Annotated in this window: 22 protein-coding genes and 1 riboswitch; of the genes, 14 read left to right on the plus strand and 8 right to left on the minus strand. The window is 46.6% G+C overall.

Annotation, left to right across the window (positions count from 1 at the left end; all coding sequences use genetic code 11):
• Positions 1-372 precede the first annotated feature (372 nt).
• Together DESPODRAFT_RS05620 and DESPODRAFT_RS05625 are read left to right on the plus strand one after the other, a co-directional pair.
• Positions 373-1,722, plus strand: coding sequence for an RRXRR domain-containing protein (locus tag DESPODRAFT_RS05620; protein ID WP_004072024.1), 1,350 nt, complete (start codon positions 373-375; stop codon positions 1,720-1,722).
• Positions 1,723-1,796: 74 nt separating this feature from the next.
• On the plus strand, positions 1,797-2,393 hold the full coding sequence (locus DESPODRAFT_RS05625; RefSeq protein ID WP_004072025.1) for a Uma2 family endonuclease: 597 nt from the start codon (positions 1,797-1,799) through the stop codon (positions 2,391-2,393).
• A 34-nt stretch (positions 2,394-2,427) separates the two neighbouring features.
• Here the strand turns inward: DESPODRAFT_RS05625 and DESPODRAFT_RS05630 are convergent, their stop codons facing one another.
• Both DESPODRAFT_RS05630 and DESPODRAFT_RS19900 read right to left on the minus strand, forming a co-directional pair.
• On the minus strand, positions 2,428-3,009 hold the full coding sequence (locus tag DESPODRAFT_RS05630) for a Uma2 family endonuclease (protein WP_004072026.1): 582 nt from the start codon (positions 3,007-3,009) through the stop codon (positions 2,428-2,430).
• 61 nt (positions 3,010-3,070) lie between these two features.
• Entirely contained in the window at positions 3,071-3,352 is a 282-nt protein-coding gene (locus DESPODRAFT_RS19900; RefSeq protein WP_157488421.1) for a hypothetical protein, read from the minus strand.
• Between DESPODRAFT_RS19900 and DESPODRAFT_RS05640 the strand changes: the two genes are divergently transcribed.
• Both DESPODRAFT_RS05640 and DESPODRAFT_RS05645 read left to right on the plus strand, forming a co-directional pair.
• Positions 3,346-3,594: a DUF433 domain-containing protein gene (locus DESPODRAFT_RS05640; RefSeq protein ID WP_004072028.1), complete on the plus strand. Its 249-nt coding sequence runs from the start codon at positions 3,346-3,348 to the stop codon at positions 3,592-3,594. The two genes, DESPODRAFT_RS19900 and DESPODRAFT_RS05640, sit on opposite strands and share 7 nt — an antisense overlap.
• Entirely contained in the window at positions 3,591-3,983 is a 393-nt protein-coding gene (locus DESPODRAFT_RS05645; protein ID WP_004072029.1) for a DUF5615 family PIN-like protein, read from the plus strand. The genes DESPODRAFT_RS05640 and DESPODRAFT_RS05645 overlap by 4 nt, the downstream gene beginning before the upstream one ends.
• Before the next feature lie 133 nt (positions 3,984-4,116).
• Here the strand turns inward: DESPODRAFT_RS05645 and DESPODRAFT_RS05650 are convergent, their stop codons facing one another.
• The 6 genes from DESPODRAFT_RS05650 to DESPODRAFT_RS21435 are packed head-to-tail and all read right to left on the minus strand — an operon-like array spanning position 4,117 to position 10,527.
• Positions 4,117-4,578: a hypothetical protein gene (locus tag DESPODRAFT_RS05650; protein ID WP_004072030.1), complete on the minus strand. Its 462-nt coding sequence runs from the start codon at positions 4,576-4,578 to the stop codon at positions 4,117-4,119.
• A gap of 23 nt (positions 4,579-4,601) precedes the next feature.
• The gene (locus DESPODRAFT_RS05655; RefSeq protein WP_004072031.1) at positions 4,602-8,225 is read right to left on the minus strand and encodes a PilC/PilY family type IV pilus protein; all 3,624 of its coding nucleotides are present in this window, start codon (positions 8,223-8,225) and stop codon (positions 4,602-4,604) included.
• A 32-nt stretch (positions 8,226-8,257) separates the two neighbouring features.
• Entirely contained in the window at positions 8,258-8,800 is a 543-nt protein-coding gene (locus DESPODRAFT_RS05660; RefSeq protein WP_004072033.1) for a pilus assembly PilX family protein, read from the minus strand.
• The gene (locus DESPODRAFT_RS05665; protein WP_004072035.1) at positions 8,797-9,249 is read right to left on the minus strand and encodes a prepilin-type N-terminal cleavage/methylation domain-containing protein; all 453 of its coding nucleotides are present in this window, start codon (positions 9,247-9,249) and stop codon (positions 8,797-8,799) included. The genes DESPODRAFT_RS05660 and DESPODRAFT_RS05665 overlap by 4 nt, the downstream gene beginning before the upstream one ends.
• A gap of 4 nt (positions 9,250-9,253) precedes the next feature.
• Positions 9,254-9,976: a prepilin-type N-terminal cleavage/methylation domain-containing protein gene (locus DESPODRAFT_RS05670; RefSeq protein WP_004072036.1), complete on the minus strand. Its 723-nt coding sequence runs from the start codon at positions 9,974-9,976 to the stop codon at positions 9,254-9,256.
• Positions 9,967-10,527: a GspH/FimT family pseudopilin gene (locus DESPODRAFT_RS21435; protein ID WP_004072038.1), complete on the minus strand. Its 561-nt coding sequence runs from the start codon at positions 10,525-10,527 to the stop codon at positions 9,967-9,969. Before DESPODRAFT_RS21435 ends, DESPODRAFT_RS05670 begins: the two co-directional genes overlap by 10 nt.
• A 444-nt stretch (positions 10,528-10,971) precedes the next feature.
• Positions 10,972-11,083, plus strand: a riboswitch (TPP riboswitch).
• Between the two features lie 87 nt (positions 11,084-11,170).
• On the opposite strand from DESPODRAFT_RS21435, the gene thiC reads away from it, so the two are divergent.
• The 10 genes from thiC (at position 11,171) to argF (ending at position 20,858) form a co-directional block, all read left to right on the plus strand.
• The gene (gene thiC, locus DESPODRAFT_RS05680; protein WP_004072039.1) at positions 11,171-12,460 is read left to right on the plus strand and encodes a phosphomethylpyrimidine synthase ThiC; all 1,290 of its coding nucleotides are present in this window, start codon (positions 11,171-11,173) and stop codon (positions 12,458-12,460) included.
• A gap of 157 nt (positions 12,461-12,617) precedes the next feature.
• Entirely contained in the window at positions 12,618-13,118 is a 501-nt protein-coding gene (locus DESPODRAFT_RS05685; protein WP_004072047.1) for a hypothetical protein, read from the plus strand.
• Entirely contained in the window at positions 13,118-14,317 is a 1,200-nt protein-coding gene (gene coaBC / locus DESPODRAFT_RS05690) for a bifunctional phosphopantothenoylcysteine decarboxylase/phosphopantothenate--cysteine ligase CoaBC (protein ID WP_004072058.1), read from the plus strand. Before DESPODRAFT_RS05685 ends, coaBC begins: the two co-directional genes overlap by 1 nt.
• 4 nt (positions 14,318-14,321) lie before the next feature.
• A complete protein-coding gene (locus DESPODRAFT_RS05695; RefSeq protein ID WP_004072060.1) occupies positions 14,322-14,918 on the plus strand; it encodes a uracil-DNA glycosylase family protein in 597 nt (198 codons plus the stop codon).
• The gene (locus DESPODRAFT_RS05700; protein ID WP_004072062.1) at positions 14,908-15,804 is read left to right on the plus strand and encodes a tyrosine recombinase XerC; all 897 of its coding nucleotides are present in this window, start codon (positions 14,908-14,910) and stop codon (positions 15,802-15,804) included. The genes DESPODRAFT_RS05695 and DESPODRAFT_RS05700 overlap by 11 nt, the downstream gene beginning before the upstream one ends.
• A 77-nt stretch (positions 15,805-15,881) precedes the next feature.
• Entirely contained in the window at positions 15,882-16,424 is a 543-nt protein-coding gene (gene hslV, locus DESPODRAFT_RS05705) for an ATP-dependent protease subunit HslV (protein WP_004072064.1), read from the plus strand.
• A 65-nt stretch (positions 16,425-16,489) separates the two neighbouring features.
• On the plus strand, positions 16,490-17,851 hold the full coding sequence (gene hslU, locus DESPODRAFT_RS05710; RefSeq protein WP_004072065.1) for an ATP-dependent protease ATPase subunit HslU: 1,362 nt from the start codon (positions 16,490-16,492) through the stop codon (positions 17,849-17,851).
• On the plus strand, positions 17,848-18,738 hold the full coding sequence (gene argB / locus DESPODRAFT_RS05715) for an acetylglutamate kinase (protein ID WP_004072068.1): 891 nt from the start codon (positions 17,848-17,850) through the stop codon (positions 18,736-18,738). The genes hslU and argB overlap by 4 nt, the downstream gene beginning before the upstream one ends.
• A 12-nt stretch (positions 18,739-18,750) precedes the next feature.
• A complete protein-coding gene (locus DESPODRAFT_RS05720; RefSeq protein ID WP_004072070.1) occupies positions 18,751-19,947 on the plus strand; it encodes an aspartate aminotransferase family protein in 1,197 nt (398 codons plus the stop codon).
• Entirely contained in the window at positions 19,944-20,858 is a 915-nt protein-coding gene (gene argF, locus DESPODRAFT_RS05725) for an ornithine carbamoyltransferase (RefSeq protein WP_004072071.1), read from the plus strand. The genes DESPODRAFT_RS05720 and argF overlap by 4 nt, the downstream gene beginning before the upstream one ends.
• Positions 20,859-20,881 lie beyond the last annotated feature (23 nt).

The following is a 20,881-nucleotide window of genomic DNA, read 5'->3' on the forward strand; positions in this document are numbered from 1 at the left end:
TCCGGGACGGCAACAATGTGCTGTTCTGGAGTGCAGCAAGTTCCTGGGAGGTTGCCATAAAACATGCCCTTGGGCGTCTGCCCCTGCCGGAGCCTCCGGAAATATTTATTCCAAAAGAGAGTCAACTACCCCTCCTGAATCAGAGATTGAGAAGGGGCTTGTAAAAGCCCAAGTTGACTAGCCTAAGTCTTAATTGACTACGTTCGGCAGGATGTAGATACCTTTGGATGTAATCGCCAGTCCGAAGCTCTGTCGTGGCTCTGTAAAAGCTCTGTGAGGAAGGAGCGGTCAACCACGTTGTGAAGCCTGCTGAACATTGGCGAGGCGAACCTTACCCCTCTTTGGAGGGTGTGCATAACTGAAAGGTTTTTTATGAAAGTGTCTGTCAAATCACAATCAGGTAAATGGCTGATGCCGACAAATCCGGCAAATGCCAGAATTTTGCTCAAGCAGGGCAAGGCAACGGTGATTCAAAGAACACCCTTTGCAATTCACTTGCTTTATGAGACCACCGAGCATATTCAGCCGATAACCGTTGGGCTTGATGACGGAGGGATCAATATCGGGATTGCAGCGGTTTCAAACGGCAAGGTTTTATTTCAACAGGAAGTTGTTTTACGTTCGGACGTCAAGTCAAAACTGGATACCCGGAGGCAATACCGTAAATCCAGAAGAAACCGCAAAACAAGGTATCGAAAGTCAAGATTTCTGAACAGAAAGTCATCCATTCCCACATGCAAGGTGTGTGGCGGGAATGCCCCGGCATCTCAGGTGATCTGTCGATCCTGTCTGAACAGAGCGGATGGGGTTCATCAGAAATATGCGAAGATCAAAAAAAGTGTTTTCCGAATCCCACCATCAATCAAGGCAAAAAAAGATGCGATTATCCGGGTGGTCAAGCAGATCCCACTGCCCATTTCCCGAATTGTGCTGGAAGATCTCTATTTCGATTTCCAGGCAATGGAGAATCCGGACATTTCCGGTGAGCAGTATCAGCATGGAGATCTGCTTTATCACAAGAATTTCAAACAGGCGTGTCTGGTGCGTGACAAGTTCAGATGCCGTGTTTGCGGTGCGCAAACAAAACTGCAATGCCATCATATCCGTCAAAGGGCAAAGGGCGGGACAGACAAGCTCTCAAATCTGATGACGCTTTGTGATCTCTGCCATGATCGACATCATAAAGAAGGGCTCAAACTTCCGAAACAAAAGAGTTCCTTCTACATGTCGGCAGCACATGTCCAGCAGGGGAAGCACTATCTGCAAGCTAAGTTGTCACGAATCGCGCCATTACGGACGACATTCGGGTATATCACCAGTCATTTTCGGAACAATGCCGGGATAGAAAAATCCCATGTCAATGATGCTGTTATCATTGCAGATAAACAGGCAACTCCTCTGGACCGGCAGATACAGACAAAACATGTGCAGTCACGGAAAAGAAGTTTGCATGAAGCAATTGCAAGAAAAGGAAGGAAAACCCCGAACCGAACCCAGAAACGGAATAACAAAAACGTATTTACCCTGAGAGGTTTTAACCGGTGGGATACTGTGCAATACAAAGGGAGAGTCGGTTTTATCTCCGGATTCACAGGGTCATCCTCCTGCTATATTGTAGATATCAAAGGCAATTATATCAAGAATCCAATGAAGACATACAAACAGGTCGATTTGCGGGAGATATCACTGATATGCAAAAATCAAACAATTATAAGCCAATAGGCCGATTCATCCCCACCGAATCAAAGATTCGGAAGGGGACTTCTCGGCCAGAAAGTTAAACTCGAGAAACTGCCATGACCCAGAAGCTGCAGGAAAAAAAATGGATGAGCCCGGAAGAATATCTTGCATTTGAAAAAAACTCAAAGATCAAGCATGAGTTTTTTGACGGCGAGATGTTTGCCATGACCGGGGCCAGTTTAAATCACAATCGGATCAGTAGAAATATAGAACGAGAATTAGGGGTGCTGCTAAAGGGATCTTCATGTGAAAATTTATCCAGCGATATGCGGGTTAAAATCCAGGCAAAGGAACAATATACTTATCCCGATATTGTCATTGCCTGTGACGACATCCTTTTGGAAGAAATTAATGGGGTTGAGACCCTGCTTAACCCGGTCGTTATTTTTGAAATTCTTTCGGACTCAACTGAAGCATATGACCGGGGGAAGAAGTTTTCCTGTTACCGGCTCATTTCTTCCCTTCAGGAGTATATCCTGGTCTCCCAGAACCATTGCCAGGTTGAAAGATTTGTTCGTGGGGATGATAGCTGGAGATACTTCTCCTATGAGGAGATGAAGCAGACGGTTAGGATTGATTCTGTTGATGCTGAGCTGCTGTTATCAGATATATACTACCGGGTTGGGTTTGGCGTCGCCGGGCGCTCAATCTAAATAGCAAAAAAATCTTCTGACCCCAAATCCACCCTCATTCAAACTTAACATTCAAATAAATTTCAGATAACGGCAATTCACACTGAATAGATTGCATATTTAAAACCAGGTTCGTACCTTCATATGAACGATATTCCCATTTGTTATCATCCCTGAGTATGAACTGTTCAACCCGGATTTTTTTTTGAGAAATAAGAATATATTCTTTGAGTGTGGGGATCGCTCGGTAATAAGCAAATTTATCCCCTCTATCAAATGCCTCTGTTGAATCTGAAAGAATTTCCATAATGATAACCGGGTTTGTCAGCGTATCAAATTCATTATCCTCAAATTTTGCATCTCCACAGAAGATGACAATATCAGGGTAGGCATAGCTATCTTCAATTTTTACCCGCATGTCGTTGGAGAATAGATTACAAGCGAATTTATCAGTTTCAAACTTATTATATAACTTTGCTGTGAGGTTGATATTGATACGGTTATGATTTCTTTCGGCGCCAACCATAGCGAAAATTTCACCGTTAAAAAATTCATGTTTAATATCAAAAGAATTTCTTTCACGCGTAAGGTATTCCCTTGGTGTCATTTTATTTTTTTCTTGGGGTTGTGCGGTCATTTTTCCCTTCTTAATTTTCTACCATGCATCGGCGAGATCTGCCTGGAATAGGTATCTGTTCTTATTTTTGGTTAAAGCCTGCCTGAATCTTGGCCCAGTCCGCAATGACTTTATCCACAGCTATGGCGTTGAGTACTGTTGTGTCACTTCCGTTCCATGTCCCGTTCTTATAGTATTTGCTGTCAGCCGTGTAAAGATCCTTTACATCGTTAACCCAGACGTTTTTAGATAAGCTTTCCATTGATAAAATAAAAAAAGGACAGTTTGCTATTATATTCGGACCAATGATACTATATTCAATAGAAATTACCTGCTTAAAGATTGGAGGATATAATAATGACAAAATCAAATCCTTTATTTTCAAGAATTACAATTGACACCAAAGTTATGCTTGGTAAGCCAACTATTAGAGGAATGAGGATCACTGTTGAACAGATTTTAAAATCTTTATCGGCCGGAATATCTCAACAGGATTTACTTGACGAATATCCGGAACTTGAAGCAGAAGATTTTCAGGCGGTATTTGCCTATGTTGCTGCGCTGGTTGAAGAGGAACAAGTCTTTCCTATCCAGGTGTCTGCGTGAATCATAACTCAATCAAGTTTATTGTTGATGTCGGGGTGGGTAAAAGTATCGAAAATTATTTACGGGATAAAGGCTATGACGCCAAGGCCGTTAGAGAAATTGATCCGGCCATGAGCGATGATAATATCATCCGTTTGGCTGCAACTGAAAAAAGAATGGTTGTAACCATGGATAAAGATTTTGGAGAATTGGTCTACCACTCCTGTATGGACCATTATGGCGTTTTATTGCTTCGATTAGAAGATGCAACCGTCCCCGAAAAGCTGGAAGTTATCAAGTTTCTCCTGGGTAACTATTCATCTAAAATAGCAAATTGTTTTTGTGTTTTTCAAAAAAATAAATTCAGGATTAAGCAAATAAACAAGCCGGGTTATGGGGTCAAACCTTGATTATTGCGGATTCATTGGGAGGCTTACGGACGGGCCCCCCAAATCCCTTATAATCAGTCCAAATCAAGGGTGACCCGGCCTTTAATGGGTGACCCCAAATCTTCCATGATGTCGATAGTTGGTTGGGATAGGATTAATCGGAACGATCTAAAAGTTCTTTTCTCCTAATTTTGGGGAGCAGACTCATCGCTTTTTCCACGCCCTTTCCTGAAAATACAACAATTTTATGAGCTTCCCAGAAACCGTCTTTATCTTTTCCCAAAAGAATGACCCGTGCCGGTTTCCCAACTTTAAGATAGCTTTGACTGACCTTTTCAAGCGTTTTCTCCCCTCTGTCAAGCCATACAGAATTGAACCTGGAGATGGTCTGGTTTCCCACCTGAATCACTGTCCCGCCGGGTGTCCATTCATAAATAATATCGGTGAATTCTCTGTAGTCCGGCTCCTGGCTTTGTTGAGTTTCTTCTTCTGGTTGCTGGTCCGGCTGAATCTCGTCAGCCATTGAAAAACGGGGAACGATAAGAATGAGAATAAGAAAAACAAAACAGACGATGAGTATATTTGCTTTCATGGTTTCTCCCATTATTAAATTCATATGATCTTCCTGCGATTTTTTTATTAATTAAATTGCCTTTTCCAGGATCTCAGCCTGCTTTGCAGATCCTCTAAATTTACCTTGATCACTGCCGGTTCTCCATCAGTGGTTCCCACAAACAGGATGTCATTATGGATTACCAGTTCCGGAACAGGTTTTCCGGTGCCGATATAAAGTCCCACCACTTTTTTGGGGTTATCCGGATCGCCAGGATCCTTAACGGTTTTATCCGCTTCTGTATATTTATCGTCTCCATTAATATCAAACACTTCGTTTGATACAAATTCTCCGCTTTCCCAGTCCACCGCAAAAAGATAGGTGTCCCCGTTTCCTTCACACACATCCCCATCAGGGATAAATGTTGTAAAAAAAACCACCCCCCCCACGACCAGAGGCTGTGAAATAGATCTTTCGCTGGCCCCACCGCTCGGGATTGCAAGTTTAAGCATCCACGATTTATTGTCCGGGTTGCATCTGCCTTCTTTATCGGGCAAATCACAGGAGATAGTCCGGTATTGTTTCAGGTCATCATTTCCATCTTTGTCCAGATCAACGGGATTTCCATTATCATCCAGGGCATACGCTTCAACGATTTCCGTCTGCATTTCAACGAGATCTGATTTTGTGTAAGGTGTTGACCTGGATGCACCTTCATCAAACAGTCCGAAAAAGTACTGCTGATCCGTAGTGATTTTGTCAATCTGGTCCTGGTATCTTCCGGTTCCAAAAAAGAGCCAGATGTCGTTACCGGCGTCGTATCCACTGCACGCCTTTGCTGTGACGGGATTCCGGTGATCAGTGTTTTCTGAATTAAAAAACAGTTCGACCTCGGGTTTTTGACCAAAACCGATGTTTTTGGCACGGTATAAATTCCCATACAGGTTGCCCACATAGATCCGGTCATACAAAGAGTCATCGTAAATATCAACCAGATGTGGTGAGGAGGGGACGTCATTTTTTAACTCGCTGCTTGAAAGTTTAATTTTGTAAACAGGGTCATCGTTTTCATCTTTCCAGACCTTACTTTTGTCATAACTGTTTACCGCAAACAGATAAGCTTCCTTGCCAGTCTGCAACAGATCATTTTCTGCCGCCCCTGAACCGAAAACAGTTGCCCATCCCGTTCCTGTCCCATTGCTCAACCTTGCGATGGTGGGCCAGGAGGTCGCATACCCCAGCTCTGCATCATCAGTTTCGTTGAATTCCCACAAATATAGAGATGGAACACTCGAGTCATCAAAATCTTTACCATAGGTAATGTCCAGGGTAAAAAAAGCGCTGCCGCCTTTTCCAAGCCCGGTCACCAGAATGGTTCTCCATTTTGTTGTGGTGTTTACATAAATATCCGCTGGTTGGGGGGTTCCGTCCAACAAAAATTGATGGCAATAGGCGCTTGAACAGGGATCCTTACTTGGATCTGTGTCTGCCAGGGCCATTTTTGAAATCACGCTGTTTGGGTAAAACCGCCATTTTTCAGTACCATCTGACACGCAAACCGCATGGAGGGCGCCGTCATTGGCGCCAAAGTAGGCCATTTCATCCCGATTGTTGACGGCGGCACTGTATTTGAAATTATAATATAGGTCTTTATCAGTATCATTGCCAAATTTATAGAAGTAGGGGGGGGCTCCAACAATAGCAGGGGTTGAGTTGATGATATCTCCCATGGCCTTGCAAAGGTAATTATCCCCGGAAATTGAAGCCTCCGTATATTCACTGACGTGATTTGCTTGGGCAGCATCATAGATAAAGGCGTTAATATTGTTTTTGGTCACAGTTTTAGCCGTTTCCCAGGTGGTCGTGGATTCCAGTTCGCCGGTGAAGGCATTAAACAATGTTGCTTTCAGGTTACCGCTCCAGTCCGAGGCATCAAAGTTGGCATTCAAAAGAATCGCTCCGTTATCCACAGAGGTGGTGGGAGCTGGAGATGCCCCATGGAACACCTGAGCTTTGACGCTTGTAACAATGTCGTTCATCGCATTGATAAATTCCTGCCGATTCTGTGCCATGAACGGCTCGGCAACACCGTTGGCATCTTCATTGTGCAGATGGTAAAGATAATCATCTTCAGAGGCTTCACCCGCAGTCTTCATTTTTTTTACAATGAGGTCCAGTTGGGTCGCATCATCAAGGCCAAACCCCACGGCTACAATGGTGATGCCTTCGGCAATCAAGCTGTCGGTAATCGCACCTATTTTAGTGTTGTCTGTTGCTGTGTTTCCCAATCCGTCCGTCACCAGCACCAGGATTCTGGGCTGACATGACAATTGGGTGAATTTTTCATTATAGTGATTATCCTGACGATTTCCTTGAAAATAGGCAAGGGCTGCTTTCATGGCGGGGACAAGGGGTGTGTATCCGGAGGCACTTCCATCATCTGCCTTGCTCTGGAGTGCGTCCTGATGCTCTTCATCATGGTCATGGCAGCCGATACGATAGTTTGTATAATAAGTGGGCGAACCCTCGCTATCGTTAGAGCGTCCACTTCCGCCTGCCCAGGTAGCAAATCCCCAGGAAATACTGCGGTCTAAGAACACCTCTTTTAATACATCCTCTGCAATGCTAATCCGGGTCATATATCCATCATCAGTATCCATTTTGTTATCCATACTTCCTGAAGTATCCAGCTGAACCATGATGGCGGGGTTAACCAGATTTTCCGCATACAGTGGGATCTCTCCACATGCGGCCGAGGATGGCGCAGCTTTTACCAGCAGGGTGATGGGAATCTCAAGGGGTGAATTCTCCACATTGCCGCTGCTGGTGATGGTCAGGGTCGCTGTGTGTGTGCCAGCAGCCAGAGCAGATGTGCTGAAATTCACGGTAACGGTGTGGGATTCATTAACTGCCAGTGCCGGCACGGTGCTGTTATTTACTGTGGCCCAGGTTTCGCTACTGGAGATAGTGGCGCTGGAGGTGTCATTTGCTGTCCCCGTATTTGTTATATCAAAGGTTAAAGATGTGGCATTGTATCCTACAAAGCAGGTGGGCTCCAGCTGTAACGGATCTGTTGCCCAGGTCGGCCCACTGCACCCTGCTTGGGGATTGATGGTGTTCTCTTTCGAGGGGACGCTTGCATCTGTCGGAGTTTCAGTTCCTTTAGTAATATAGAAACCATCAATTTCCGTATTGGTCTCCCGCATGGCAATTTTGATGGTATGGGGGCCTGTCGTGCTTATGCTGATTGTATTCCCAATTCCAATCTGCATGGAACCTGTCCAGATAAAACGCCCATAATTTCCGCCGAAATTCCAGGCCTTCCAGGAGTCATTATCCACAGTGAAAAACATTGAATCCTCAGAGCCGTTGAATCCCTTTCCACGCATCCAGATATAGTAGGTGCCGGTTGCAGTGAAATTTACGTCATATTTTTTCACTTCATTTTCAGGAGTGCTGTCAGCAGCACCGCTGCTTCCGGATTTAAGAATTATCTCTCCGTTGGCTGAATTGTCAGGATGCAACTCAAAATAATCACCTGATTGGTGATACCAGGGATCCAGCTGGTAATCACCTGTGAAATGTTCTGCTTCAATATAGGTTCCGTTTGGATCAATGCTGCAAAGGGCAAGGGCATGCCCGGGCATCATCCAGAGTGTAATGAACAGTATCAAAATAAAAAAAAGATGGTTTGCGCCTTTATTTGTCATTATGTTTTCTCCTTTGCAGAATGGTTGCCCGATCAATATCCTACCTTGTACACTTTTCGGACTATTGTATTGACCTCAGTCGTACCATCGGCATTGCAGGACACTTGATACCGAAAATCGCGGTATTCTGGTCCAAATCCGGCAGCCTGCCGGTCGCCATCATGCTGTATCCGGTACCAGTAGGGCAGACCGCTGACCGACCCGTCAACAGGGTAATCTTCCGGCGGATCATTTGCATCTGGAAAATCTGTGCGGTCACCAAAATTGCGGACAAGATGTTTATAATCGTCCCACACATAGTTGTAGTCAACATCTGCGGGGTTCACGTTGATATAAGCAGGCGGCGTAGCCAGGGTGTTTAAGAATGGGCCGGATTGCTTCCATCCGCTGTCAGCTATATAGAATCTCTGGTATGCAACACGTTCATTCCCAGCTATTTTAAGTTCAAAGTTCGTAGTGTTTGTTGCTGCTATCCCTATAAAAGTCAGAATTGACAGAACAAGAAGCGTAGTAATAAGTGCAAATCCCTTTTCATTATGAATATCTTTGACAGGCTGTTGAATATGCTTGATCATAACATTCCACTTTTATAAAAACTGATTGTTAATGTTTTTGGACTTCCATCGTTGTAATTGACATTAAGTGAGACAACTTTGATGTTCAGTTCATCGGATTCATCGGTGACGCCATCTCCATCATTGTCTACGCCATCTGAATTTGTCCACTCAGTAACATTCCATGAAACCGAAGAAACATGAGAAGGCAACTGCAGCCCGGTAAGCTCCGCGTCACTATGAGGATTTGTGGCAGGATCCATTGTTGAATCATTATATGAAACATTTAATAAGCGTTCGTAACTGTTCCCCGCAAGTGTACTGGCTACAGTCAGCTTGTTCGCAGATGTATTCCCCCTTATGCTGCTTATCTGCATTGTATTCAGTGCCAGGATCCCAACCGCCAGTACAAACATTGCTATGAGAGATTCTATCAGCGTAAAACCTTGATTATTTCTCAAAAATGTCATGTTTTTATATTCCTAAATTGCGGCATTTTATTGTGGTTGTGAGCAGCCGGCGGCGAAAGTTGTCATTGTATGGTCCCCAGTTTTGGCCTGAAGGGGTGGTATATGTCATGGAATTTATAAATTTAGGATCTGAACGTTCAGCTATTGCAAGTATCGTAATTTGAACAGAACGAATAGCACTTAGATCTACCGGTGGTGCCAGGGCGAGATTGATTCCTGCAGAATCAAGGTATAAAAATTCAACTGCCTGGATATTTTCGGCAATGTCCTGAAATCCGCCTGCTCCGCCGGTCTGAATGCCAATATCCACAGGATCTGGTACTCCGTCCCCGTCACTGTCTGTATCTGGAATACCGTCCCCGTTCGCATCGAAAGTGCGAGACAGGCCGAGGTCAATGGTCTCCTTTGAATCATTTACATTATCTTCATCTGCACTGTCGCCGTCCTCGTCTTTATCTGTTTCAAACTGGATTCTTCCTGGCATTGCCGAAGTGACGGAAAAATTTCCACTGTCCTCAGGGTCATAGCCTGCCATTTGGATTTCTTCTATAATTAAGTAAAGCGCTGCACGAAGATTCTGCTGCATTTCAGCCACCTGGTCCTGGGTCTGGTAGGCTTTTTGCTGGGAAGAGTAGGTGGCATAGGTCGCCGCTGTGATCATTGCACCGATGACCAGGGCCATCATCATTTCGATTAGGGTAAATCCCTTCTGGTTGTTTACTGCCATTTTGCTGTTCCATACCATTTTGAGAGTCTGACAAGACCGCTGGACCGTGTGCCTACGGCATAGGCAGTGCCGTTGTTCGGATTGGCCAGATAGACATATCCGGCCGTGCCAATACCCCTTGAGTTAACAACGAGAACATTTGATGCATACGTGATGAAGTCACCAAAGGCTGCGTCCCCGGTTTCGGTTTCGGTTGCATTGCCATTGCCAAACTGAACTTTGTTTTTATATGAAGACAGCAATACTCTTGATTCAAGGTTATTTCCACTCCCCCAGTCGCTGCGAATTTCATAACGGCTGTTTGCCGTATCAAAAACAATGGCCGTATCGGCATTCTGCCTAACCGCAATCATGCGGGCCTCCTGCATGGCGGAATACAAGTCCCTTGCGGCAGATTTGACGCTTAAATTGTCAAACCAGAGCATCAGGTTCGGAACACCTATTGACGCGGCAATTCCAATAATTGCAATGACAATCATCATTTCAATCAGTGTAAATCCCCCATTGTGTTGTTGTCTGGGCATCATTTTCAGTAAAAATTTTTTAATCATGTTATTTTTTTTAATTTGTTGTTTATATATATTATCCGGGCAGGTTTTCAACCATCAGGCTATAATCGGGGAAAGCCCTCATTTGAGACCGGATTTTATAAATATGCTGAATGTTAAAGCAAAAATCATTCCATTCAGTCTCATCGTCAACGAAATATTGAACAAATTAGCATGGTTTTTTCACCATACCTTAATACGCTTATTTCGGGTATGTTAAGCCCATGTATATGTATCTAAAATTTGTCTTTTTTTTAAGAGATATTTAATTTTCCGGATGGTAGCCAGGCAAAATGTATAGAAGTTGCCTGACGTCATGGTTAAATTTCACCAAAATCATGAAATAAAATTAATACTACAGGCATCATTGGTTTTCAATCATTGTTTTAACCGTGTAGAAAACCTAATCCATTGACAGAACCTTCCGAATCAAGTATGTGACATTCCAGTTAATCACGGGGGTGCTTTCGTAAAAGCTGAGAGAAGTTGGCTCAAGACTTCAACCCTTGGAACCTGATCCGGTTCGTACCGGCGTAGGAAATGTGGTTGAAGCTTTGGCATAGAGCTTGTCTGTCATTTCCCGGCCCTTCCGTTTCAGTTTCCCCCCTATATTTATAGATAGAAATATAAAACAGGAGATGTACATATGTCACAGTCATATACGACTCAGATGGATGCAGCCCGAAAAGGCATTCTCACCCCTCAGATGGAACAGGTTCTCGCCAATGAATCCATTTCAAAAGAGGAGCTCATGGATGGCCTTGCCCAGGGTCGAATTGCCATCCCTGCCAATAAACATCATTTAAACCTGAAAGCGGCAGGTGTGGGAAAAGGACTTAAAACCAAAATTAACGTCAATTTAGGCGTATCCAAAGATGTCTGCTGTTTTGATTCGGAAATACGGAAAGCGCAGTTGGCCATAGAATACCAGGCAGATGCCGTCATGGACCTGAGCGTATCCGGCGACACTGAAACATTTCGAAAGCGTCTGGTGGAACAAATCCCTGTGATGATCGGTACGGTCCCCATTTATGACACCTTAACCCGTACCGGAAAACCCACAGAGGAGATAACCCTGGAAGAGTGGTTTGAAACCGTTGAGATCCATGCTGCCAACGGGATTGATTTTATTACCATTCATGCCGGACTTAACCAAAAATGTGCCCGAAGCATAAAAACCAATCCCCGGTTATGCGGCATTGTCAGCCGGGGAGGGTCCATCCTGTTCGAATGGATGGAAAAAACCGGCAACGAAAATCCTTTTTATGAACACTTTGACCGGTTACTGGATATTTGCCAGGCCCATGATGTCTGCATCAGCCTGGGGGACGGACTAAGACCGGGTGCCATAAAGGATTCAACAGACGCCCCCCAGATCGAGGAACTGATCACCCTGGGAGAACTGACCAAGCAGGCCTGGAAAAAAAATGTGCAGGTCATGATTGAAGGCCCAGGTCACGTGCCGCTGCATGAGATAGAAATGAACATGCAACTTCAGAAAAAGCTTTGCCACAACGCCCCGTTTTATGTGCTTGGCCCCCTGGTTACCGATATTGCCCCCGGCTACGATCATATCACCTCAGCCATCGGCGGAGCCCTGGCCGCTATGCATGGTGCCGACTTTTTATGTTATGTCACCCCGGCCGAACATCTGCGACTGCCAACCGCAGACGATGTTAAAGAAGGTATTATGGCATCGCGGATCGCCGCCCATGCCGGAGATCTGGCCAAGGGGCTTAAAGGGGCCGAGATTATTGACCATAAAATGAGCAAAGCCCGGGGTGAGCTGGACTGGGAGGGTCAGTTCGACTGTGCCCTGGATCCGGAAAAGGCAAGGAGTTTCCGAAAATCTTCGCAACCCGAGGAACAAGAGGTCTGTACCATGTGTGGTGATTTTTGCGCGGTTAAACGTACGGCGAATCTGCTTAAGCATTGAGTGTTTACCACGAAGAACACGAAGTTCACGAAGAGATTCGCGTCCTAAACTTCGTGTTCTTCATGAACTTTGTGGTTTTAATCATTGAATTGACATTTAAGGAGATTCGTTTTAGAAGAAATAGCATTTGCGCTAACGAATAACCTGGAGAAAATTAATGCAAATTCGTCATTGTCCGGCATCAGCTTTTTTAGTTTCTTTGGTCTTTACAGCCCTTATTTTTGTTTCAGGGTGCGGGGTTTCTAAGGGGGCATCTCCTTCGGATCAGGTCACGCCCCCCCAGTCGGGGATAGCGAAGCAACCCCTTGCTGTTTACCATGATTTTGAGGATGTGCTGGTGCCCGAGGAGTTGACAATTATTAGAAACCGCACGGTTGTGGTGTCAACGCCCGGATTCAGATCCGGACTTCTTACCCTTAAAGGGCGGGTGGAGCCAAACTCCCTTTATAGTTTTTTTTCCATGAGCATGGAAAAGGACAACTGGGCGGTCCTTTCCAGGATTAAAGCCCCGGAAACCACTATCATGGTATTTCAAAAGGCCACCCGGTGTGCTGTGATTACAATTCGTGAAGAGCAGATTTATACCTATGTTGAAATCGGTATAGCCCCAATTTTCCGCGGCGTATCGGAAAATCCCACAAGCGATGGGACCTATTGATGACATTGAATGGTAAACACATTTTTTTAGGGGTGACCGGCGGTATTGCCGCGTATAAATGCGTTGAACTGCTTAGGCTTTTCAAAAAGGCCGGGGCCGATGTGGTCGTGGCGATGACCCGGGCTGCCACCCGGTTTGTGGGGCCTGCCACCTTTGAGGTGCTCTCGGAAAATCCGGTGCTGCTGGATTTGTGGGAAGGGCCCGGTTCCGGCGTTGCCCACATTGAAGTGGGGTCAAGGTCCGATCTTGCGGTCATCGCGCCCGCCACAGCCAATTGCATCGGCAAGCTGGCCCACGGCATTGCCGACGATGCGTTGACCACCACCATGCTGGCCATGACCTGCCCTGTTTTGATCTGCCCGTCCATGAACACGGATATGTATCAGAACATAAGGGTGCAGAAAAACCTGGATCTGCTCGAAGAAACAGGCATTCATATCCTGGACCCGGATTCAGGCGTGCTTGCCTGTAGAACCTCCGGTGCCGGGCGTCTGCCTGAACCCTGGTTTATTTTTGACCGGGCTTGTGCGCTTTTTTACAAAAAGGACCTGAAAGCAAAGACCGTCCTGGTTTCTGCAGGCCCCACGGTTGAGCCCATTGATCCGGTACGTTTTATAAGCAACCACTCCTCGGGTAAAATGGGGTATGCCATTGCCGGGGCTGCGGAAAAAAGAGGGGCCAATGTTATCCTTGTGTCCGGCCCTGTCAGCCTTGATCCCCCTGTTGGTGTGACACGCGTATCCGTGGGCTCTTGCGATCAGATGTATGATGCCATGCTTGAATCTTTGGACCAGGCCGATATCATTATTAAAGTGGCGGCTGTGGGTGATTTCAAACCGGTGTCCGTCCAGGCCCATAAAATCAAGAAAAGCGGAACTCAAGGGGCTGTCACCCTTGAATTGACCCAGAATAAGGATATTTTAAAGGCCATTGGGCTCAAAAAAAGAAAAAATCAGTACCTGGTCGGGTTTGCTGCAGAAACCCGTGACCTTGAAACCTATGCGGTGGGCAAGATGGAGAAAAAGCAACTGGATATGATTGTTGCCAATATTGTGGGTAAAAGCGGTTCCGGCTTTAAGGCAGACACCAATAAAGTCAAACTGTTCACCCGGGACGGACAAGTCACGGATCTGCCTTTGATGACAAAGGAGAAGGTCGCCCACGCCATTTTGGACGCTGTTGTCCAGGCGGTCGTTTGAAACCATGGATATTTTTGACGGGAATGCAGCTCAGGATTCAGACTGCGGCCATGGGGTTGTCCAGGCCCTAAATGCGTTAAATCGGTTTCTAAAGTTTCAAAAAAGTTTAGGAAATCACTCCATAGTCCTGGGCAGGGACGCTTTTCATATCCTTGAAACATGGGGTACCCCGTCATGGCCGCCGCCGCCTTTTGATGCCCAGGGCCCTGAGGATGCGCGCATTGTTCTCGTGGACAGTGAAGGAACCTTTTTTAAGGGCGAGCCCGGCGGCCTTTTGATAAAGATGCTTGCCGCCATGCATCTCACACCTTCAGATGTGTATATCTGCAATGCTGCGGACAACGCGTTGCTTTCCCGCCACATACTGACGCATAAGCCTTTGGCCGTGGTGGCATTCGGAGAAAAGGCCTGCCGGATGATGAAGGAGACGGATGATCCCCTGGCAGAAATCCGGGGAAATTTTTTTCAATGCCACGGGGTGCCGGTCATGGTCACCCACCACCCTTCGGTGCTTGTGAAAAACGCTGCCCTGAAACGCCAGGCCTGGGACGATCTTAAACAGGTCATGGCCTGTACAGGATTGGACCGCCATGATTCTTAATGACTATGTGAATATTCTGGAAGCTGAAAAAGGGTATTCCGCCCATACGCTTCGGGCCTATTTTACGGATATAAAAAGCTTTATCCTTTTTTATCTGGATACCTGTAACTGCAATGATGAAAACTGGGAACAGGCCTTTGAAAAAAGGGTCCAACAGGTAGACAAGATGATTGTGCGCAGATATCTTGCCGCCCAGACAGCCTTGAAAAAAAGTAAAAAAACCCTTTCAAGGCGTCTGTCCGCCTTAAAATCTTTTTTTGATTACCTGGTCAGGGCCGGGTTGATCGGGTTAAATCCTGCCGACACCATCCCCTTCCCAAAACTTGAGAAAACCCTTCCCAAGGCCATGGGGATTGATGATATTTTCAGGCTGTTGGACACCATGAAACGTGATACCTGGATGGAGCGACGTAATCTTGCCATGTTTGAAACGTTTTATTCCACGGGTATGCGAATCGGCGAGCTTCACATGCTCAATATTCAGGATATTGATTTTCATGCCGGACTGATTCGGGTTTTGGGCAAGGGAAACAAGGCACGCATCATGCCCGTGGGCAGGCGGGCTCTTGATGCCGTTCAAACCTACCGGGCTCATTTCAAGGAAAATTTCCCAGCGGTATTCTTAAACAAAGACTTTCGAAGGCTTGGCAGACGCTCCATACGGCGCATTCTTGATAAGGTGGTCATGGAATGCGGCTTGGGTCTGAAAATATCTCCCCACACCCTGCGGCATACTTTTGCCACTCATATGCTGGATTCAGGCGCAGATCTTCGGGGTATTCAGGAAATCCTAGGCCATGTCAGCCTGTCCACCACCCAAGTGTATACCCATGTGAGCATGGATCACTTGATGGCCGTGTACGACAAAGCCCATCCTCGAAGATAAATATTTTATAACATTTAATCAAAAAAACCGGACTGTCGGCATATTTTATGGCGAACAGAATCAGGAGAGACGCATATATGGATAATCAACAATTTCACGGTACCACAATTCTTGCTATTAAAACCGGAGACATGGTGGTGGTCGCCGGTGACGGACAGGTTACTTTAGGCAATGTTGTAACAAAACATAAAGCCCGGAAGGTCAGACGGATTTACCATGACCGGATTATTACAGGATTTGCAGGGGCCACGGCCGATGCACTGACCCTGGCCGAAAAGCTTGAGGAGAAACTGGATCAGTACAGTGGCAGCCTGACCCGGGCCTGTGTGGAACTTGCCCGGGAGTGGCGTACGGACAAATATCTTCGCCGTCTTGAGGCCATGATGATTGCAGCCGATAAAGAAAACCTGTATCTTCTTTCGGGTAACGGGGATGTGATTGAACCGGATGAAGGCATCATCAGCATCGGGTCGGGCAGCACCGCGGCCCAGGCTGCAGCCGTGGCCCTGATTGAAAATACGGATCTTTCACCGGTGCAGATTGTGGAAAAATCCATGAAAATTGCCGCAGATATCTGTATATATACCAATCACCATGTTACCATTGAAACCATAGAGTGAAATAATATAAGTTAATAAAGAGAAAGTTAATAAAAATTGTCCGTTTAACCATTGGAAACCATTGAATGAAGGATTTAAAACCCCACCAGATTGTAACAGAATTGGATAAGTACATTATCGGTCAGAATGCCGCCAAAAAATCAGTGGCTGTGGCCTTGAGAAACCGATGGCGCAGAAGGCAAGTCGAACCGGATCTCCAGGATGAGATTGCACCTAAAAATATTATCCTCATCGGCCCCACAGGCGTCGGCAAAACCGAAATTGCCCGACGCCTTGCCAATTTGACGGATTCCCCATTTTACAAAGTGGAAGCATCCAAATTCACCGAGGTGGGGTATGTGGGCCGGGACGTGGAATCCATGATCCGGGATTTGGTTGAACTTACGGTAAACACGCTCAAATGCCGTCAGCAGGAAGCGGTTCAGGAAAAGGCGGAAAAAATCGCCCGGGAGCGGGTGCTTGATATTCTGTTGCCTTCCCCAAAAAGCAGTCCCGGCTTCGGGCTGGATACCGGGGATGATAATTCACAAAAGCCTGAAGATAATTCCGCCCATACCCGCGAAAAGCTTGGTAAAATGCTTGATGACGGCAAGCTTGACGACCGTAAAATAGATATTGATGTCCCGGAAAAAAATTTCCCCATGGTGGAAATTTTTTCAAATGCCGGCATCGAGGAGATGGGTATCAATATGAAAGATATGCTTGGCAATTTGATGCCCAAAAACACCAAGCGCCGCAATGTAAAAGTCAAAGACGCCCTTGCCCTGATTGCCCAGGAGGAGGCGGCCCATCTGGTGGATATGGACGAGGTCAAAAACGATGCCATTACAATGGTCGAACAGTCCGGCATCATTTTCATCGACGAGATCGACAAGATTGCGGGTAAAGAAAAGAGTCACGGACCCGAAGTCTCCAAGGAAGGGGTGCAAAGAGATCTTTTGCCGATTGTGGAAGGCAGTTCCGTGCCTACCAAATACGGTACCGTCAAAACAGATCATATTCTGTTTATTGCCTCGGGTGCCTTTCATGTGTCCAAACCATCGGACCTTATTCCGGAGTTACAGGGAAGATTTCCCATCCGGGTGGAGCTCTCCTCTTTAGGCGCATCGGAATTTACCCGTATTCTCACCGAGCCTAAAAATGCCCTGGTGCTGCAGTACATAGCCCTGCTGCGCACCGAAGGGGTGGAATTAAGTTTTACCCAGGGGGCTGTGGATAAAATTGCCCGGATTGCCGTTGAGGTGAATGCATCCATGGAAAACATCGGGGCCAGGCGGCTTCATACACTTATGGAACGGCTGCTTGAAGAGATTTTATTTGATGCCCCGGATGTGGAGTACACCAGTATTACCATTGATTCTGATTTTGTTGAACGACAGTTGTCAACTATTGCCAGAAACCAGGACTTAAGCAGGTATATCTTATGAAAAATACTGTTGCAGACATATTGATAGAGGCCTTACCCTATATCCAAAAATTTTCCGGAAAAACCGTGGTGATCAAGTATGGCGGACATGCCATGGTAGATGAGGAACTGAAAACCAAATTTTCCAAGGACATTATCCTGCTTAAAACCATCGGAATCAATCCTGTGGTGGTCCATGGCGGCGGTCCCCAGATCAATAAAGCGCTCAAAGCCATGGGGATCACATCTACCTTTATCAAGGGGATGCGGTATACGGACGATGCCACCATGGATGTGGTGGAAATGGTTTTAGGCGGCAAGGTGAACAAGGATGTCGTCTCCCGAATCAACCTGGAAGGCGGACGGGCCGTAGGTCTTACGGGCAAGGATGCAGGATTGATCCTGGCCGAAAAAATGACCATTTATCACCAGGAAGATGAAACCAAGCCACCGGAGATCATTGATCCGGGCATGGTGGGGGATGTGTCCCGGGTAAATCCGGAGATCATTCACACGTTGAGCGACCAGGGCTTTATCCCCATTATTGCGCCGGTGGGTGTGGGCACCAAAGGCGAAACATACAATATTAATGCAGATGTGGTGGCGGCAAGAATCGCTTCCGCACTTAGTGCCGAGCGCCTTATTCTTGTCACGGACGTAGACGGGGTGCTGGACAGTGACAAGACGCTTATCTCTTCGTTAAATGAGCAGCAGGCCCGCCAGATGATTCGGGACAGCCGGATTTCAGGAGGCATGATTCCAAAGGTGGAATGCGGACTTTCCGCCTTGAATGCCGGCGTTAAAAAAGCCCATATCATTAACGGGAAAATTGCCCATGCGGTTTTGCTGGAGCTGTTTACGGATTCAGGGATAGGCACCCAGCTGTTTGCCAAAAAGTTTAATAATTAAGGAAATAAAATAATGAGCATTCAACTTACCCAAGATCATGTGTTTAAGACCTATTTGCGTGAGGGGCGGCCCTTTGTCAAAGGTCGGGGCAGCAAACTTTATGACGATCAGGGAAATGTATATACCGATTTTTTGGCCGGCATTGCCGTATGTAATATGGGGCATTGCCATCCCGATCTCACCGCAGCCATTTGTGCCCAGGCCGGCGCTCTGCTGCATGTGTCCAATTTGTTCTACACAAGACCTCAAGCCGAACTTGCAAAGGTTTTAACTGAAAAATCCTTTGCTGACCGCGTGTTTTTTGCCAATTCAGGGGCCGAAGCCAACGAGGCTGCCATCAAACTTGCCCGGCGGTTTTTTCAGGCAAAGGGGGAGATCGACAGGTTCAAGATCGTGACCATGCAGCAAAGCTTTCACGGACGGACCATGGCCACGCTGTCCGCCACGGGTCAGGACAAAATCAAAAAGGGATTTTATCCCCTGCTGGATGGGTTTGCCCATGTGCCATTCAATGATATTGAGGCGCTTAAAGCTGTTGTAGATGATACGGTGTGTGCGGTAATGATGGAGCCTGTCCAGGGGGAGGGCGGGGTCGTCCCTGCCGATCCCGAATATATCAAGGCCGTAAGGCAGCTGTGCACGGATACCGGCACTCTGCTGATTTTTGATGAAATCCAGACCGGCATGGGCCGTTGCGGCACACTGTTCGCACACCAATCCTATGATGTCGTACCTGACATTATGACCCTTGCCAAGGCCCTGGCCAATGGGGTGCCCATCGGCGCTATGCTCGCCAATAAAGAGGCCGCCGAGGGATTTGAAATTGGTAGCCACGGCTCCACCTTTGGCGGCACTCCCCTTGCCACGGCTGCAGCCCTTGAAGTGGTTCGTTTGATTTCTGAACAGGGTTTTCTGGCATCTGTCCGTGAGAAAAGCGCTTATTTTATGGCGCAGCTCAATAGTTTAAAAGAAAAGCATCGCAAAGTGGTGGATGTCAGGGGAAAAGGCCTGCTTATCGGCATGGAGCTTGATATTTCCAAGGGGAAAACAGCCACAGAGTATGTGTCTGAGTGCTTCAAAAAAGGCTTTATTATTAATGCAATTCAAGATAAAATTCTTAGATTTGCACCTCCCCTGATTATAGAGACGGCCGAAATTAATCAGTTGGTTGCCACGCTGGACAGCCTGCTTGCAGGAGAAGATCATTGAAGAAGGATTTATTGTGTTTACTGGATCTTGAACCCCAGGATTTTATAACCCTCTTTGAAAGGGCCTTAAGTCTGAAGGAACGTCATAAAAAAGGTATTTTCGATTCTCTTCTGGCCGGCAAAACCCTGGGCCTCATTTTTGATAAGAAATCTACCCGGACTCGCATTGCTTTTGAAACGGCCATGATCCAGCTGGGCGGACACTCCATATATATGAGTACTCAGGATACCCAAATATCCAGAAATGAGCCGGCAAAGGATACGGCCCGGGTTTTATCCCGTTACATTGACTGCCTGGCCATGAGAACCTTTGACCACCATTTGGTGGAAGAATTTGCCCAAAGTTCGACGATTCCAGTGATTAACGCGCTGACAGACACCTATCATCCATGCCAGATTTTAAGCGACATCATGACCGTGATTGAACATAAAGGCGGGTATGAAAATGTTAGAATCGCCTGGGTAGGAGATGGTAATAATGTGGCCAATTCCTGGGTCAATGCAGCCTCCGTGCTGGGGCTGGAGCTGATGGTGGCCTGTCCCGACAATCACCATATCAAGCCCGATATCATTGCCGCATCCGGGGCGGACACAAAGAAAAATATTGTGTTCACCAATGACCCCAAAGAGGCTGTTAAGGGTGCCGATGTTGTGTATACGGATGTATGGGCCAGTATGGGTGAGGAAGACCAGCTTGAAGGGCGACTCAAAACGTTCAAGGGATTCCAGGTCAATGAGCAACTGCTCAAGGGCGCCAAGGATGATTGTCTGGTGCTTCACTGCCTGCCCGCTCACAGGGGGGAGGAGATTGCCGAATCTGTTCTTGAAGCTGAAAATGCAGCGTTCTGGGATCAGGCGGAAAATAAGCGGCATATGCACAAGGCCATTCTCGAGTGCTTAATTTTAGGCTGAAAGAGAAGATCTACATAGGAAGA

Origin of the sequence: Desulfobacter postgatei 2ac9 (assembly GCF_000233695.2) — a bacterium.
In the GTDB taxonomy this organism is placed as follows: Bacteria; Desulfobacterota; Desulfobacteria; order Desulfobacterales; family Desulfobacteraceae; genus Desulfobacter; species Desulfobacter postgatei.

What these genes read in the sequence shown, in the direction of transcription:
- DESPODRAFT_RS05625 (WP_004072025.1), top strand. Translation starts at nt 1,797, where the DNA reads ATGACCCAGAAGCTGCAGGAAAAAAAATGGATGAGCCCGGAAGAATAT.
- DESPODRAFT_RS05685 (WP_004072047.1), top strand. Translation starts at nt 12,618, where the DNA reads ATGCAAATTCGTCATTGTCCGGCATCAGCTTTTTTAGTTTCTTTGGTC.
- DESPODRAFT_RS05620 (WP_004072024.1), top strand. Translation starts at nt 373, where the DNA reads ATGAAAGTGTCTGTCAAATCACAATCAGGTAAATGGCTGATGCCGACA.
- DESPODRAFT_RS05655 (WP_004072031.1), bottom strand. Translation starts at nt 8,225, where the DNA reads ATGACAAATAAAGGCGCAAACCATCTTTTTTTTATTTTGATACTGTTC.
- hslV (WP_004072064.1), top strand. Translation starts at nt 15,882, where the DNA reads ATGGATAATCAACAATTTCACGGTACCACAATTCTTGCTATTAAAACC.
- coaBC (WP_004072058.1), top strand. Translation starts at nt 13,118, where the DNA reads ATGACATTGAATGGTAAACACATTTTTTTAGGGGTGACCGGCGGTATT.
- DESPODRAFT_RS05720 (WP_004072070.1), top strand. Translation starts at nt 18,751, where the DNA reads ATGAGCATTCAACTTACCCAAGATCATGTGTTTAAGACCTATTTGCGT.
- DESPODRAFT_RS05670 (WP_004072036.1), bottom strand. Translation starts at nt 9,976, where the DNA reads ATGGCAGTAAACAACCAGAAGGGATTTACCCTAATCGAAATGATGATG.
- argB (WP_004072068.1), top strand. Translation starts at nt 17,848, where the DNA reads ATGAAAAATACTGTTGCAGACATATTGATAGAGGCCTTACCCTATATC.
- DESPODRAFT_RS05695 (WP_004072060.1), top strand. Translation starts at nt 14,322, where the DNA reads ATGGATATTTTTGACGGGAATGCAGCTCAGGATTCAGACTGCGGCCAT.
- DESPODRAFT_RS05700 (WP_004072062.1), top strand. Translation starts at nt 14,908, where the DNA reads ATGATTCTTAATGACTATGTGAATATTCTGGAAGCTGAAAAAGGGTAT.
- DESPODRAFT_RS21435 (WP_004072038.1), bottom strand. Translation starts at nt 10,527, where the DNA reads ATGATTAAAAAATTTTTACTGAAAATGATGCCCAGACAACAACACAAT.
- hslU (WP_004072065.1), top strand. Translation starts at nt 16,490, where the DNA reads ATGAAGGATTTAAAACCCCACCAGATTGTAACAGAATTGGATAAGTAC.
- DESPODRAFT_RS05660 (WP_004072033.1), bottom strand. Translation starts at nt 8,800, where the DNA reads ATGATCAAGCATATTCAACAGCCTGTCAAAGATATTCATAATGAAAAG.
- DESPODRAFT_RS05665 (WP_004072035.1), bottom strand. Translation starts at nt 9,249, where the DNA reads ATGACATTTTTGAGAAATAATCAAGGTTTTACGCTGATAGAATCTCTC.
- DESPODRAFT_RS05650 (WP_004072030.1), bottom strand. Translation starts at nt 4,578, where the DNA reads ATGAATTTAATAATGGGAGAAACCATGAAAGCAAATATACTCATCGTC.
- DESPODRAFT_RS05630 (WP_004072026.1), bottom strand. Translation starts at nt 3,009, where the DNA reads ATGACCGCACAACCCCAAGAAAAAAATAAAATGACACCAAGGGAATAC.
- DESPODRAFT_RS05640 (WP_004072028.1), top strand. Translation starts at nt 3,346, where the DNA reads ATGACAAAATCAAATCCTTTATTTTCAAGAATTACAATTGACACCAAA.
- thiC (WP_004072039.1), top strand. Translation starts at nt 11,171, where the DNA reads ATGTCACAGTCATATACGACTCAGATGGATGCAGCCCGAAAAGGCATT.